The sequence below is a fragment of the Phytohabitans sp. LZ39 genome (assembly GCF_059359075.1).
The window spans coordinates 101,094-115,637 of record NZ_JCADBM010000013.1 but is presented as its reverse complement, the minus strand read 5'-3'; the positions used below and the strand labels follow the sequence as shown (position 1 = coordinate 115,637).

The following is a 14,544-nucleotide window of genomic DNA, read 5'->3' as shown; positions in this document are numbered from 1 at the left end:
AGGGCTCGAGCGTTCAGGCGGTGTTGCGCAGCCCCGCAACCAGACTGAAGGGCAGATCCGACCGGCGGTTGATGCGCAGTTTCCGGTACACCCTGGTCAGATGTTGCTCGACGGTGCTGACGGTGATGAAGAGCTGGCGGGCGATCTGCTGGTTGGTGTTGCCTTGCGCCGCGAGCGCGGCGACCCGCCGCTCGGCGTCGCTCAGCTCGTCGATGGCCGACACCTCCGTGGACTCCGGCTCTCCGTCGTCCGGGGTCGCGCCGGCCGAGACCAGGTCCGCCACCTCGTGTCTGGTGGCGAGCTGCTGCGCCCGGCGGGTGGTGAGGCGGGCCTTGGCGTGCTCGCCGAGCGCGTGCTGCGCCTCCCCGAGCTCGGCCATCACCTCGACGAGCTGGAGCTGGTCGCCGCCGGCCCGCAGCTCTTCGACCGCGTCGTGCAGCAGGCCGGCGCGCTGCTCCAACTCCGCGGTGGCGGCCAGCTCGCGCAGCGAGATGCCCCGGGTGCGCCGGTTGTACGGCCCCAGCTTGGCCATCTGCTCGGCGGCGAGGTCGCGGGCCTGGATGCCGAGGCCGCGCCGGGCCTCGGCGAGGTCGGTGCGCCACGGCGCGAGGCCGGGCACGTCGAGACCCCACCGCACCATCAGCTCGCCACACGCCTCGAAGTCTTCGATCGCCTCCCGGTGGCTGCCCCTGGCCAGGTGGAAGCGGCCGCGGGCGCGCAGGTAGGGCAGCCCGAACGGGGTCTGGAACATCGCCTCCGGCACCGGCATCGCGAGCAGGCGCAGCGCCTCGTCGAACTGGCCGCGGCGGGTGGCGGCCAGCAGCAGCACCGAGAGCGGGCCGCCGACGAAGACACCCAGCCCTTTCGGCGGGATGTGCGAGAGCGCGGCCTGTGCGTGCCGCTCCGCCTCGGGCAGGTTGCCCTGCCGGAAGCTGATCGTGGCGCGCATCGCGGACAGCAGCGCCCGCCAGGTGGGTACCCGCCGGTCTTCCGCCTCCTTCAGCAGCCCGTCGCACAGGTCGGCCGCCTTGTCGAGGCACTCGGCCAGCACCATCGCCTCCAGCGAGACGATGATCGACTCCCAGGTGTGGTCGTCGAGCCGGTACTGCTGGAGGATCGCCTGCGCGTCGGCGACCGCCTCCTCGGTGACGCCGTCGCGGTGTACCGCGTCGATGATGTTGGCGGTGCGGACCCGCAGCCGGCCGGACGAGGCGGTGAGGGCCGAGGCCCGCCGCAGCGGGGCATCGCCGGTGTGGCCGGCGGCGGTGCCGGGATAGAAGTAGCCGAAGCGGATCCGCACGCAGGAGGTGGCGAGCGCGGCGCCCGGGCTGGCCGAGCTGTCGATGCTGTCGAGCACCTCGACCGCCTCGGCCGACCGGCCAAACCACATCAGGTGCTTGACCAGCATCAACGCTAGGTCGGGCCGGAGCATCCCGGCCCGCGCGACCGGCAGGAGCTCGCGCGCGTGCCGCTCGGCGGACGTCGGGTCGAGCCGCCACTTGGCCCGCAGCAGCGCGGCGTGGATGCCCGCCCGCTCGGACACGTCGACGCGGCTGCGCTCGGCCAGGCGCAGGCAGTCGAGCGCCATGCCGGTGTCGTCCTGCGCCATCGCCTGCTCGGCGGCCTCCCGCAACAGGGACACCGACCAGGGCGCCTCGGTGCGGCTGGCGGCGACCGCGTGCCGGGCCACCGTGACGGCGGCGGCGCCGTTGCGGTACAGCACGTGCGCGACCCGGTCGTGCAGCTCCGTGCGATCGTGCGTGCTCATCGCCTCCAGCACGGCAACCGCTGAGCGCGGGTGGCGGAAGCGGCCGGCGTCGACGATGCCGGCGTCGGTGGCCGCCGCGAGCCCGCTGGCCGCCGACGGGCAGGCGTCGCCCAGCAGCTCGCTGAGCAGGGTGGGCGAGGCCGGCTCGCCGAGCACCGCGAGGGCCTGCGCGACCGGCAGCATGGAGTCGTCGCCGCGGTACAGGGCCGTCTGCACGGCCTGGCTGAACGCCTCGCCGGCCATGCCCTCCACCCGGTAGTCCTCGACCAGCGCGCCGAGCAGCAACGGGCTCCCTCCGCTGAGCCTGTGCCATGACTCGGGCTCGGTGTCGCCGAGGCCGGTGCGGCCGGCGAGCAGCGAGGCCACCCCATCCGGCGAGAGCAGGCTGAGCCGCAGCCGCCGGCAGTTGGGCTGGCTCAGCAGCTCGGCGGCCAGCCGCGGCCACGGCGTGCGCACACCCGCGGTGCTGGTCAGCACGACGAGCACGCGGGCGCTCTCGATCCGGCGGATCAGGTAGAGCAGGCAGTGCATCGACTCCGCGTCGGCGAAGTGGGTGTCGTCGACGCTGATCAGCAGCGGCGCCCGCTCGGCCAGCTCCAGCAGCACCCCGGCCAATCCGCGCCGCACCCGCATGTCGACCTGCTCGACCGACTCGTCGTCACGGTCGCGCAGCATCGCGGTCAGCGCGGCGTCGTCGAGCAGCCGCATGACCCTCTCGGCGGCCTCCTCCGGCAGCTGGGCGCCGCCGAGGAGCTGGCCCATCACGCCCATCGGTGCGCGGCGCTCGGCGCGGGACGCTTTGGCACTGAGGTGCGCGAAACCCGATTGCACGGCGCGATGGGTGAATTGCCGGAGCAATGCGGTCTTACCGGCACCGACCGGACCGCTGACGGTAACCACGCCGCCCTTACCGCTTAAGCATTCCGACAACGAGGACGCCAGCTGCGCTGACTCCCTGTCGCGTTCAACCAGCTCTCTGCCTCGTCCGACAAGCATGAAACCCCCCATAAGCTTGGGCTCGGCAAAACCACCAAGGGGCGATTCAATTCGCAAGGTCGCTTACAGATACACGGCATACAAGGCACGTGCACGACCAGCCGCACACGGAAACGCACATCCCGCGACGCTGCGGCATCAGCGTCTCCATGGCGTCGTGCGCGACAACCATTCACACATGAAACGCTATGGATGCAATCCCAGCAAGGTTCGTTAGATCACGCGCAGGTAACGGGCTGCCTAACTGAGCACTTCTCGCGTAAACCGCACCGACCCGCGGATGTCATAAGTGATAAGAGATCTGGGAGCTACGCGCCCGACGGCCGGTGCGTGCGGACGTTCCGGCGGGTCGAGTTCCACGACGGCGCGGCCGTGCTGCCGATCACGCCGCAGCGCACCAAGGTCCACCGCCACCCCCACGTGCGCGTAACCCCGAAGACCGGCACCGCCGTCGACGTCACCCTCTAGGAGACCTTCCGGAGTCGTGGTGGCTTCGACCCACCTATTTAGACAGAGATTTGGGCTACCGCGATGTCCGTCGTGGTCCAGACCGCTGCTCCCGCGGCCTCACCCGTCCGCCGCTGGTCGCGCTCCCCAGGCGCGCCACCGGCGGGGAGTGAATCGAGCTCCCGCCAGGCGGTGGTCGACGTTTGTCCACAATGCCCGTTGCCGGATCGGCAATCTGGGAAAGCAGCGGGGGTTTCGTCGCCGCCAGTAAACCGCTCCGGCCGTGCGAGCGGCGCGAGATTCGAGATCTAGGAGAGTTAGCGCTATTTCAACCCTAAGTCTGCTAGATCTCGACGTACCGATCCTGGGCTGGTCACGCTGTGTCGACTGCCCACGAAGACCGCCCAAGGGCTTGTCCCGCGGACCCGGCAGCGGACGGCCGGGGATCTCGGCTCGGTCTACGAGCCGCCGGCCGGGAGCGGTGCCCGCGGGAGCATACGGTCTGCACGTGACGCGGACGTGGGCAAATATGTCTCCGGCCACTCACGAAGCGGAAACACCCGAATCCGAAAGGTTTCCCGCGATCGTTACGCCGCCAGGGAGTCCAGGGGCACGGACGGGTCGGCGAGGCGGTCGAGGTCGGCGGTGCGGCCGGCGTATCCGGCGCGTACGAGGGCCTGGAGCTGCTCCTGCACGTCCCAGATGTTGACGTTCATGCCGGCGAGCACGCGGCCCTCCTTTGTCCAGAAGGCGAGGAACTCCGGGGTCTTGCCGTCCACGATGGACGGATCGCCACGGAATACGACGCGGTCGTAGCCGCCGGGTGGCACCCAGCCGGCGTACTCCATGCCCAGGTCGTACTGGTCGGTGAAAAAGTACGGGACGCGGTCGTAGGAGACGGGCTGGCCGAGCATCGAGCGGGCCGCGGCCGGGCCGCCGTTGAGGGCGTTGGACCAGTGTTCGACGCGGATCCGCTCGCCGACCAACGGGCTGAGGAAGCGGGCCACGTCGCCGCAGGCGTAGACGTCGGGGTCGGCGGTGCGCAGTGACGCGTCGGTCAGCACGCCGTCGTCAACCGCCAGGCCGGCCGTCTCGGCCAGCTCGGTCGAGGGGCGGATGCCGACGCCGAGTACGGCGAGGTCGGCCGGGATCTCGGTGCCGTCGTCGAGGACCACATTGGACAGCTGGCCGCCGGCGGTGCCGAACTCGCGCAGGCCGGTCTCGAAGTGGAATCGCACGCCGTGGGCCTCGTGCAGGTCGCGGAAGACGGCGGCCACCTCGTGGCCGAGCACGTTGTGCAGTGGGAGGGGCGCCATCTCCACGACGGTGACGGTGCAGCCGTGCTCGCGCGCGGCCGCGGCGACCTCCAGGCCGATCCAGCCGGCGCCGACCACGACCACGTTGCCGCCCGTGCGCAGGCCGGCGAGCAGCGCCTCGGCCTCGTCCATCGTGCGCAGGTAGCGGATGCCGTGTGCGTCGGCGCCGGGCAGGTCGAGGGTGCGCACCCGCGAGCCGGTGGCCAGCAACAGCTTGTCGTAGCGCAGCTGGTCAACCCCGTCGAGCGTGACCGCGTGGTTGAGGGTGTCGAGGTGGGTGGCGCGGCGGCCGAGGATCAGCTCGACGTCATGCTCCTCGTACCACCCCGCGTCGTGCACGAACGCCTTTTCCCGCGGCTCCTTGCCGTTCATGTAGCCCTTGGAGAGCGGAGGGCGCTCGTACGGCCGCACGATCTCCTCACCCACCAGCACCAGCCGCCCCGCGTAACCCTCCTCGCGCAGCGTCTGCGCGGCTTTCGCCCCGGCGAGTGACGCGCCGATGATCAGATACATGCCGCTCATCCTCCGGTCAGTCGCTGGTGCCAGGCCACGGCGGCAGGATCGGTCAGAGAGGCCACCTGGTCGATGACCACTCTAAGCCGGCTGGCGTCGTCGGGCGCGGCCTTCCACAATGGTGCGAAGATCGGGTCGAGCCCTTCTGGAGCCCGGGTGGCGAGCGCGCCGACCAGGTCGGTGAGGATCTCCCGCTGCCGCTCGTACCAGAGCTCGGCGCCTTCTCGGCGCATCACATATCGCAGGGCCATGCCCTTGAGGAGCGCGCACTGCGCCCGGATCAGGCGCGGCACGACGAGGTCGGCGGCGTACCGGCGCAGCGGCCCCACACTTGCTTTCTCCGGCTGTTCGTCTCGTCGCGGGCCCGCGACGAGACGAACAGCATCTGGGGGAATCTCATACTCCGCCTTGGTGGCTTCCACGGCGGTGGCCACGAAGCGGCCGATCTGTACGCTCGTGGCGCCCTTGAGCGCGGCCTGGGCGCGGTAGCTGCCGTCGTATCCGGCCAGCGGCGCGAGCGCGGGGTCGGCGAGCAGGTCGGTGAGCACCTCGGCCAGGTCGCCGGGCGTCTCGGCGGAGTAGGTGGCCGCCACGTCCGCGCAGAGCGCCGCCCGCTCGCCCGCGTCGGCCAGCAGGCGGCCGAACGCGATGTAGCCGCCGAACACGCCGTCTTCGACGTCGTGCACCGAATAGGCCACGTCGTCGGCCCAGTCCATGACCTGGGCCTCCAGGCAACGGGCCGCGCCGGCCGCGCCTTCGCGCACCCAGGCGAAGATCTCCGCGTCGTCGGCGTACACGCCGAACTTGCGCCGCCCCTCCGCACGGGGCCAGGGGTATTTGCAGGTCGCGTCGAGCGAGGCCCGGGTGAGATTGAGCCCGGCGCCGTCGACCTTGGCCTCCAGGCGCGTGAGCACACGCAGCGTCTGGGCGTTGCCCTCGAACCCGCCGCACTCCTGCGCGACCGCGTCGAGCGCGTCTTCGCCGTTGTGGCCGAACGGCGGGTGCCCAAGGTCGTGGGCGAGCCCGGCCACGTCGACGACGTCCGGGTCGCACCCCAGCCGGGCGCCCATCTCCCGCGCGATCTGGGCGACCTCGAGCGAGTGGGTCAGCCTGGTACGCAGGAAGTCGTCGGAGCCCGCGGTGTGCACCTGGGTCTTGGCGGCCAGCCGGCGAAACGCCGCGGAGTGCAGCACCCGCGCCCGATCCCGCTCGAACGGGCTGCGCCCGTGTCCCGTGTCCTTGCGCGGCTCGGGCACGAACCGCTCGGCCTCGATCACGCGAAGAGTCTATTCGCGCTGCTTCAGGACGCAGAACTCATTGCCCTCGGGGTCGGCCAGCACCACCCATCCGGCGGCACCGCCCTGGCCCACGTCGACGTGCCGGGCACCCATGTTGACCAAGCGCTCGACCTCGGCCTCCTGGTCGGCGGGGCGAAGGTCGACGTGCAGGCGGTTTTTGCCGGCCTTGGCGTCCGGCACGGGCACGAAGATCAAGCCGGGCAGCTCGTCGGGCTTGCGGCGGATCTCCACCTCGTCGGGCCGCTCGTAGGTGATCTGGTAGCCGAGCGCCTCGGCCCACCAGCGCGCGAGGCGCGCCGGATCGAGCGCGTCGACGACCAGGTGCTCCCAACGGCTGCCCATAGGTACGCCTCCCGTTTTGCCCCAGTTGTCGCCTGACGACGCCTTATCGCCAGACGTCGCCAAAGTGACGACCACGTTACGCCCAGGATCATCATTGCGGGTGTCGGCGGTACGCGGGACCCCGGCGGAGGGCGAACGGCAACCACCGATCATCCGAGACATGCTGACCGATCGCCGGCCGTATTCGCTTCGCCGCACGCGGTAACGTGCTCGCGCGACAACGACCGGACCGGCGTGGCGGCTGCTGGTCGACATATATCTATGCCCGAGCTCGACACCCACCAGGCCGGACTGGGTGGCGGGCGCACTTCCGGGCCGAGGAGCAAACGTGTCCGGCATTGACGACTGCCTCACGCAGGCGATGGCCATCCACGGTGCCATCGGCGCGAGCCTCATCGACCACACCACCGGCTTCGCCGTCGGCGCGGTCGGCCGCGCGCCCACCGACGACCCCGACGCCACCTGGGCCGGCGCCGCCGAGATCGTCAACGTCGCGGTCACGGGTGCGCCGTTCGCCTCCGCTCGGCCGGGTGACCGTGTCGAAGACGTCATCATCACCACCCTCGACGGTTACCACCTGATCCAGCAGGTGCACACGGTTTTCGACAGCCGGCTGGTGCTCTACCTGTGGCTCGACCGCGCGCAGGGCAACCTGGCGGTGGCCCGCCGGCGGCTGCGGCAGCTCGCCGACGGCCTGTCCGGCGCGCCGGCTCCGGTGGCCGCGCGGGCCACGGCCGCTGTTCCGGTCCCGTCCGCCGGGCGGTAGGCGGTGAAGACCGCGCGCACGGGCCGAGCCGTGCCTCCTCGCCGCACCCTCACCCAGCTGGCCGCCGCCGGCGAGACCGGCGCGCTGTACGTGGAGGGCGAGCCGGGCGGCATCGTGTACCTGACTGACGGCGCTCGGTACCATCGGCGGCACCAAAGACCTCGACCTGGGCGTCGCCGCCGCCGGCAACACCGACGTGGTGCGGGCCAAGCTGCGCGCGATGGAGATGCTCAACATCAAGGAAACCATCGAAGATATCTTGATTACTTTGGACACTCAGTACCACATGATCCGGCCGCTCACCGGGCGTGCCGGCAAGGGCCTGTTCCTGTACGTGGCGCTGCTGAAGAGCCGTGCCAACCTCGCCATGGCCCGCCACCAGCTGCGCCAGATCGAAGAAAACATGGACGTCTGAGCGGGTCGAGACGTCCGCCGGTCGGGGAGCACGCCCTCCCCGGCCGGCGGACCACCGTCAGCGGCTGTCGGAGGCGGCCGCGGTCTCGATCGCGGCGCGGCCGGCTTCGAGCCGTGCGATCGGCACGCGGAAAGGCGAGCAGGAGACGTAGTCGAGCCCGACCTCGTGGAAGAAATGCACCGACTCGGGGTCGCCGCCGTGTTCGCCGCAGACGCCGAGCTTGAGATCCGGGCGCGCGGCGCGGCCCTCGTCCACCGCGATGCGCACCAGGCGGCCGACGCCGTCCCGGTCGATCGACTCGAAGGGCGAGATGCCGAAGATGCCCAGCTCGAGGTAGCGCCAGAAGAACGCGCCCTCGACGTCGTCGCGGGAGAAGCCCCACGCCATCTGGGTGAGGTCGTTGGTGCCGAAGGAGAAGAACTCGGCCGCCTCGGCGATCTGCCCCGAGGTCAGCGCGGCGCGCGGCACCTCGATCATCGTGCCGATCGACACCTCCCTGGCACCCGCCTCGGAAATGATGCGCTCGGCCTCGGCGCGTACCGTCTCCAGCTCCTGCACGGCGCCCACGAGCGGCACCATGATTTCCGGACGGGGGTTTCCGCCGCGGCGTGCGCACTCGGCGGCGGCTTGGGCGATCGCGCGTACCTGCATGCCGAACAGGCCCGGGATGACCAGGCCGAGCCGGACGCCACGCAGTCCCAGCATCGGGTTGGACTCGTGCATCCGGCGTACGGCCGCGAGCAGTGCCTCGGTCTTGCCGGCCTTCTCGCCGCGCTCGTGGGCGACGGCGACGCTCACCGCCAGCTCCTCCAGCGACGGCAGGAACTCGTGCAGCGGCGGGTCGATCAGCCGCACCGTCACCGGCAGCCCGTCCATCGCCTCGAAGATCTCGACGAAGTCGGCCCGCTGCAAGGGAAGCAGCGCGTCCAGTGCCGCCTGCCGCTCGGTATCGGTGCGGGCGAGGATGAGCCGCTCGACGAGCTCGCGCCGGTCGCCCAGGAACATGTGCTCGGTGCGGCACAGGCCGATCCCCTCGGCACCGAAGCGCCGTGCCCGTGCCGCGTCCTGCCCGGTGTCGGCGTTCGTCCGCACCCGCAGCCGCCGCTTTTCGTCGGCGTGCGTCATGATCCGGTGTACGGCCGTCACGAGCGGGTCCTCCGTGGACGTCGACTCTCCTTCGAAGTAGCGCACCACTTCGGACGGTCGCACGGGGACCTCGCCCAGGTACACCCGACCGGTGGTGCCGTCGACGGAGATCACGTCTCCCTCGGCGACCTCCTGACCATCCACTGTGAACTTCTTCGCGCGAGTGTCCACTTCGAGCGTGTCCGCGCCGCAGACGCACGTCTTGCCCATGCCGCGCGCCACGACCGCCGCGTGGCTCGTCTTGCCGCCGCGCGAGGTGAGGATGCCCTGCGCCGCGATCATGCCGGGCAGGTCGTCGGGGTTGGTCTCCCGGCGTACCAGGATGACGGCCTCGCCCTCCTTGGCCAGCTCGACCGCGCGGGCCGCGTCGAAGACCACCTTGCCGACCGCCGCCCCCGGTGAGGCGCCGACGCCCTTGGCGAGCGACTTCGGCTTACCCGAGAGGTCGAAGCGGGGGAACATCAGCTGGCCGAGCTGGGCGCCGCTGACCCGCCGCGCGGCCTCGTCGAGGTCGATCAGCCCTTCGTCGACGAGCTGGCCGGCGATGATGAACGCCGCGGCCGCCGTGCGCTTGCCCACCCGGGTCTGGAGCATCCACAGCTTGCCCTGCTCGATCGTGAACTCGATGTCGCACAGGTCGCGGTAGTGACCCTCCAATGTGGCCATGATGCCGAGGAGGTCGTCGTACGACTTCTTGTCCAGCCGTTCCAGCTCTTGCAGCGGGATCGTGTTACGGATGCCGGCGACCACGTCTTCGCCCTGCGCGTTGGCGAGGTAGTCGCCGTAGATGCCCTGCGTGCCCGAGGCGGGGTCGCGGGTGAAGGCGACGCCCGTGCCGGAGTCGGGGCCGAGGTTGCCGAAGACCATCGCCACCACGCTCACCGCGGTGCCGAGGTCGGCCGGGATGCGCTCCTGGCGCCGGTACAGCACGGCCCGGTCCGCGTTCCACGACTCGAAGACCGCGCGGATCGCGAGGTCCATCTGCTCGCGCGCGTCCTGGGGGAACTCACGCCCGGCGTGCTTGGCGAAGATCTTCTTGTACTCGTCGACCAGCGCCCGCAGGTCGCCCGCGTCGAGGTCGAGGTCGTTTTCCGTGCCGCGGGCCCGCTTGGCCTCGTCGAGCGCGTGCTCGAACTCCTCGCCCGGCACCTCGCACACGGTCTTGCCGAACATCTGGATCAGCCGCCGGTACGAGTCCCACGCGAAGCGCTCGTCGCCACCGGCCTGCGCGGCGAGGCCGGCCACGCTCTCGTCGTTGAGCCCCACGTTGAGGACGGTCTCCATCATGCCCGGCATCGAGAAGCGGGCACCCGAGCGCACCGACACCAGCAGCGGGTCGGCCGCGTCGCCGAGGCGCTTGCCGCGCGCCTCCTCCAGGGTCGCCAGGTGGGTCTCGACCTGCTCGCGCAGCCCGTCGGGCTCACGCCCGGTGGAAAGGTAGGCGCGGCACGCCTCGGTGGTGATCGTGAAGCCGGGCGGCACCGGCAGCCCCAGGTTTGTCATCTCGGCGAGGTTGGCCCCCTTGCCGCCGAGGAGGTCCGCCATGTCCTTGTTGCCTTCGGCGAAGTCGTACACGTAGACGTCGTTCGCTGCCACCTGAGCCTCCTGCCACCCGCGTTCACCATTGAACGAGGGTTTAGTACCCAATGGTGGGCGAAGGTTAAGCGAGATACGCCACGTCTCGGGAGGGTTCGGTGACCATCGGCACACGCGCCGGGAGTGTGACGTTCACGCCCGTTTCTGGGTACGCTCCCACGCTCAGATTCGCGCGCGGTCAGCCGCCGGAGTCGTCGTGTTCGGCGTCGTCCGGGACGGCTTCGGAGTCGCGGTCGTCGAGCCACCCGTACGGGAGGACGACCCGGGCCGGCGCGTTGGTGCGGCCGCGGGGCAGGCCCAGGACGTCGGTCGGAAACGGCTCGTCGGCGTCGACCTTGCCCAGCAGGTCGTCGAGCTCGGCCAGCGACGAGGCCATCGCCATCGCCCGGCGCAGCTCGGCGCCGACCGGAAAGCCCTTCAGGTACCAGGCGACGTGCTTGCGGAAGTCGGTGACCGCCTCCCGCTCGGCGCCCCACCAGTCGACGAGCAGCTCGGCGTGGCGGCGCATGACCCGGGCGACCTCGCCCAGCTTGGGCAGCACGCGCTCGTCGCGGCCCGCGAACCCGGCGGCCAGGTCGGCGAAGAGCCACGGGCGGCCCAGGCAGCCCCGTCCGACGACGACACCGTCACACCCGGTCTCGGCCACCATGCGCAGGGCGTCGTCGGCCTCCCAGATGTCGCCATTGCCCAGCACCGGCACGTCGAGCGCCTGCTTGAGGGTGGCGATCGCCTCCCAGTCGGCCGCGCCGGAGTAGCGCTGGGCGGCCGTGCGCGCGTGCAGGGCGACCCAGGCGACCCCCGCGTCCTGGGCGGTCAACCCCGCCTCCACGTAGGTCAGGTGATCGTCGTCGATGCCCTTGCGCATCTTGACGGTGACCGGCAGCCCGGCCGCGTTGTCGACGGCCGCGCGCACGATCGCGCCGAAGAGGCGCCGCTTCCACGGGATCGCCGAGCCGCCGCCCTTGCTGGTGATCTTTTTGACGCTGCACCCGAAGTTGAGGTCGATGTGGTCGGCCAGGCCCTCGTCGACCACCCGGCGCACGGCCTTGGCGGTGATCTCCGGGTCGACGCCGTAGAGCTGCATGCTGCGCGGATATTCGTCGGGCCCGAACTGGATCAGCCGCTCGGTCTTCGGGTTGCGGTGATGCAGGGCGACCGTCGTGATCATCTCGCAGACGTAGAGGCCCGCACCGTACTCGCGGCAGAGCTGGCGAAACGCCACGTTGGTGATGCCGGCCATCGGCGCCAGCACCACCGGCGGGTCGATCCCGTGCCGACCCAACGTCAACGTTCCACTCACGGCAACCAGGGTAGTTTGGTCAGGTGACCACATCCGATCCGGCGTGCGCCACGGCACACGGCGACCTCCCGCCCGATCATGGACCACGCACGCTCGTCGCCGTCTTCGAGACGCCCGTCGCCGAGCATCTGATCCGCTTCGCCGCCGACCTGGGCTACCGCACGGTGCTCGTGGAGCCCCAGCCACGGCTGCTGGCCGGCACCCCTAAGCCACACGGAGACCAGACCGTCGCCAGCGTGAGCGCCGCCGGGCTCGACGAGCACACCGACGTCGTCATCACCGACCACGACCGGCCCGAGCTGGGCACCCTGCTGCGCGACGCGCTCGACGGCAAGGCGCGCTGGATCGGCGTGATGGGCGCCAAACGCCACTCCGCCCCGCACATCGAGGCGCTGCGGGGCCTCGGCGTCGACGAAGACTCGATCGCCCGGGTCCACCGCCCGATCGGCCTCAACATCGGCTCCAAGACCCCCGCCGAGATCGCCCTCGCCACGCTGGCCGGCCTGATCGCCGACCGCAACGGCCGCCCCGGCGGCTTCACCTTCTGATTCCCGCCCGCGTCCGCCGCCGCGCTTTTCCCAAGAGGGCAGCCCTCTTGGGGCAGCAAAGGGCGTAGTGGGGGTAAGGCGCAGGTCAGCAGCCGGGGAGGCGGTCGAGTAGGTAGCGCTCGACCTCCGCCAGCGGCACCCGCTCCTGCTGCATCGTGTCGCGGTCGCGGATCGTCACGGCGTCGTCCTGGAGGGTGTCGAAGTCGACCGTTACGCAGAACGGGGTGCCGATTTCGTCCTGGCGGCGGTAGCGGCGGCCGATCGCCTGCGAGTCGTCGAACTCGACGATCCAGCGCTTGCGCAGCGTGGCGGCCAGCTCGCGGGCCTTGGGCGAGAGCTCGGGGTTGCGGGAGAGCGGAAGCACCGCGACCTTGATCGGCGCCAGCCGCGGGTCGAAGCGCATCACCGTGCGCTTGTCGACGCCGCCCTTGGTGTTGGGCGCCTCGTCCTCGTCGTACGCCTCGAGCAGGAAGGCCAGCACCGCGCGGGTGAGGCCGGCGGCCGGCTCGATCACGTACGGCACCCAGCGCTCCTTCTTCTCCTGGTCGAAGTAGGAGAGGTCGATGCCGGAGTGCTTGCTGTGCGTGGTGAGGTCGAAGTCGGTGCGGTTGGCGATGCCTTCGAGCTCGGAGAACTCGGTGCCGCCGAACTGGAAGCGGTACTCGATGTCGACGGTCCGCTTCGAATAGTGCGAGAGCTTTTCCTTCGGGTGCTCGTAGAAGCGCAGGTTTTCGGGCGAGAGGCCGAGGTCGATATACCAGTCCCACCGCTGCTGGAGCCAGTACTCGTGCCACTGCTCGTCGGTGCCGGGCTCGACGAAGTACTCCATCTCCATCTGCTCGAACTCGCGCGTGCGGAAGATGAAGTTACCCGGGGTGATCTCGTTGCGGAACGACTTGCCGACCTGCGCGATGCCGAACGGCGGCTTTTTGCGGGCGGCCGTCTCCACGTTGCGGTAGTTGACGAAGATGCCCTGCGCGGTCTCGGGCCGCAGGTAGTGCAGGCCCTCCTCGCTCTCGACCGGGCCGAGGTAGGTCTTCATCAGGCCGTTGAACATGCGCGGCTCGGTGAAGGTGCCCTTGTTGCCGCAGTTGGGACAGTTGATCTCGGAGAGGCCGGCCGGCGGGCGGCCGTGCTTGTGCTCGAACGCCTCCTCCAGGTGGTCGGCGCGGAAGCGCTTGTGGCAGGAGAGGCACTCGGTCAGCGGGTCGACGAACGCGTCGAGGTGGCCCGAGGCGGCCCACACGTCTTTGGCCAGGATCACGGCGGAGTCGAGGCCGACGATGTCGTCGCGCTGCTGGACCATCGTGCGCCACCACTGGCGGCGGACGTTTTCCTTGAGCTCGACGCCTAGCGGGCCGTAATCCCAGGCCGACCGGGTGCCCCCGTAGATCTCGCTGGAGGGGAAGACGAAGCCCCGGCGCTTGGCGAGGCTGACAACGGCGTCGATGCGGTCGGCTGGCATGTGAGTTCCTCCTGCGCCGGCTGGCGGTCGGCGGGGACAAAGGTGCTTCGGACGGGATTTACAACGGCTACCGACACCGTACGGTTACCGGCTGCCCAAACCCCAGCAGATTACCCCGCGACGCCGCACACCTCGAACTCGCCGGTGCCCCTGTCCTGGGCCAGCGTGATCTCCAGCCGGTCACTCCCGCCGGTGGCGTACGTGACGTCGGCCGGCACGGTCAGGCTGGTCAGCTTGAACTCGCCCACCTGGTACGACGTGATGCGCGGCTCCCGGGACACCCGCGCGGTGAACTGGGCGGGCGTCTCGTCCTCCTGCCGCTGGTCGCAGAGCAGCTTGTACGCGTCTTCGTAATTCTGGTCGGAGAGCGCGTCGAAATAGTCGCCGACGATCGTCTGGGCCTGCTCGTTGAGCGCGTCGGCCTGGGTCACGACGAGCCCGACCAGCGCGGTGCCCCCGGCGCCGCAGCACAGCACCGCGGCGAGGCCGGCCACACCCAGGGACAGCCACATGCGCGCGGTGCGCCCCTCGGTCGGCGGCGCCGCGAACGGCGGCGTCACGCCCGGACCGGGTGGTGGCGGTGGCGCGTGGGTGGGCGAGGGGGCGCCGGCTGCCAGCGTCATGACCG

At 70.6% G+C, this 14,544-nt stretch carries 11 protein-coding genes and 1 pseudogene; 4 read left to right on the top strand and 8 right to left on the bottom strand.

Annotated features, from left to right (window positions below):
* Nucleotides 1-13: 13 nt before the first annotated feature.
* Nucleotides 14-2,764: an AAA family ATPase gene (locus tag AC5L36_RS24610; protein WP_441220332.1), complete on the bottom strand. Its 2,751-nt coding sequence runs from the start codon at nt 2,762-2,764 to the stop codon at nt 14-16.
* A 330-nt stretch (nt 2,765-3,094) separates the two neighbouring features.
* On the opposite strand from AC5L36_RS24610, the gene AC5L36_RS24605 reads away from it, so the two are divergent.
* Nucleotides 3,095-3,232: a hypothetical protein gene (locus AC5L36_RS24605; RefSeq protein WP_441220331.1), complete on the top strand. Its 138-nt coding sequence runs from the start codon at nt 3,095-3,097 to the stop codon at nt 3,230-3,232.
* A gap of 566 nt (nt 3,233-3,798) precedes the next feature.
* Here the strand turns inward: AC5L36_RS24605 and AC5L36_RS24600 are convergent.
* The 3 genes from AC5L36_RS24600 to AC5L36_RS24590 are packed head-to-tail and all read right to left on the bottom strand — an operon-like array spanning nt 3,799 to nt 6,680.
* Entirely contained in the window at nt 3,799-5,040 is a 1,242-nt protein-coding gene (locus tag AC5L36_RS24600; RefSeq protein ID WP_441220330.1) for an NAD(P)/FAD-dependent oxidoreductase, read from the bottom strand.
* A 5-nt stretch (nt 5,041-5,045) separates the two neighbouring features.
* The gene (locus tag AC5L36_RS24595; RefSeq protein WP_441220329.1) at nt 5,046-6,317 is read right to left on the bottom strand and encodes a deoxyguanosinetriphosphate triphosphohydrolase; all 1,272 of its coding nucleotides are present in this window, start codon (nt 6,315-6,317) and stop codon (nt 5,046-5,048) included.
* A gap of 9 nt (nt 6,318-6,326) precedes the next feature.
* A complete protein-coding gene (locus AC5L36_RS24590; protein WP_441220328.1) occupies nt 6,327-6,680 on the bottom strand; it encodes a VOC family protein in 354 nt (117 codons plus the stop codon).
* Between the two features lie 328 nt (nt 6,681-7,008).
* Between AC5L36_RS24590 and AC5L36_RS24585 the strand changes: the two genes are divergently transcribed.
* Both AC5L36_RS24585 and AC5L36_RS24580 read left to right on the top strand, forming a co-directional pair.
* Nucleotides 7,009-7,446, top strand: a complete 438-nt coding sequence (locus tag AC5L36_RS24585) for a hypothetical protein (RefSeq protein ID WP_441220327.1) — start codon at nt 7,009-7,011, stop codon at nt 7,444-7,446.
* Between the two features lie 130 nt (nt 7,447-7,576).
* Nucleotides 7,577-7,861 (top strand): annotated as a pseudogene (locus AC5L36_RS24580) (hypothetical protein); the annotation flags it as partial.
* 57 nt (nt 7,862-7,918) lie between these two features.
* Here AC5L36_RS24580 and ppdK read toward each other — a convergent pair.
* Both ppdK and dusB read right to left on the bottom strand, forming a co-directional pair.
* Complete coding sequence (gene ppdK, locus AC5L36_RS24575; protein ID WP_441220326.1) at nt 7,919-10,603, bottom strand: pyruvate, phosphate dikinase; 2,685 nt, start codon at nt 10,601-10,603, stop codon at nt 7,919-7,921.
* A 178-nt stretch (nt 10,604-10,781) separates the two neighbouring features.
* On the bottom strand, nt 10,782-11,936 hold the full coding sequence (gene dusB, locus AC5L36_RS24570; RefSeq protein WP_441220325.1) for a tRNA dihydrouridine synthase DusB: 1,155 nt from the start codon (nt 11,934-11,936) through the stop codon (nt 10,782-10,784).
* On the opposite strand from dusB, the gene AC5L36_RS24565 reads away from it, so the two are divergent.
* On the top strand, nt 11,927-12,451 hold the full coding sequence (locus tag AC5L36_RS24565; RefSeq protein ID WP_441220324.1) for an XdhC family protein: 525 nt from the start codon (nt 11,927-11,929) through the stop codon (nt 12,449-12,451). The two genes, dusB and AC5L36_RS24565, sit on opposite strands and share 10 nt — an antisense overlap.
* Nucleotides 12,452-12,536: 85 nt before the next feature.
* On the opposite strand, the gene AC5L36_RS24560 is transcribed toward AC5L36_RS24565, so the two are convergent.
* Both AC5L36_RS24560 and AC5L36_RS24555 read right to left on the bottom strand, forming a co-directional pair.
* Nucleotides 12,537-13,916, bottom strand: coding sequence for a glycine--tRNA ligase (locus AC5L36_RS24560; RefSeq protein ID WP_441220323.1), 1,380 nt, complete (start codon nt 13,914-13,916; stop codon nt 12,537-12,539).
* Between the two features lie 110 nt (nt 13,917-14,026).
* Nucleotides 14,027-14,539, bottom strand: coding sequence for an Rv0361 family membrane protein (locus AC5L36_RS24555; protein ID WP_441220322.1), 513 nt, complete (start codon nt 14,537-14,539; stop codon nt 14,027-14,029).
* Between the last annotated feature and the right edge of the window lie 5 nt (nt 14,540-14,544).

What these genes read in the sequence shown, in the direction of transcription:
- AC5L36_RS24555 (WP_441220322.1), bottom strand. Translation starts at nt 14,539, where the DNA reads ATGACGCTGGCAGCCGGCGCCCCCTCGCCCACCCACGCGCCACCGCCA.
- AC5L36_RS24590 (WP_441220328.1), bottom strand. Translation starts at nt 6,680, where the DNA reads ATGGGCAGCCGTTGGGAGCACCTGGTCGTCGACGCGCTCGATCCGGCG.
- AC5L36_RS24600 (WP_441220330.1), bottom strand. Translation starts at nt 5,040, where the DNA reads ATGTATCTGATCATCGGCGCGTCACTCGCCGGGGCGAAAGCCGCGCAG.
- AC5L36_RS24610 (WP_441220332.1), bottom strand. Translation starts at nt 2,764, where the DNA reads ATGCTTGTCGGACGAGGCAGAGAGCTGGTTGAACGCGACAGGGAGTCA.
- AC5L36_RS24560 (WP_441220323.1), bottom strand. Translation starts at nt 13,916, where the DNA reads ATGCCAGCCGACCGCATCGACGCCGTTGTCAGCCTCGCCAAGCGCCGG.
- dusB (WP_441220325.1), bottom strand. Translation starts at nt 11,936, where the DNA reads ATGTGGTCACCTGACCAAACTACCCTGGTTGCCGTGAGTGGAACGTTG.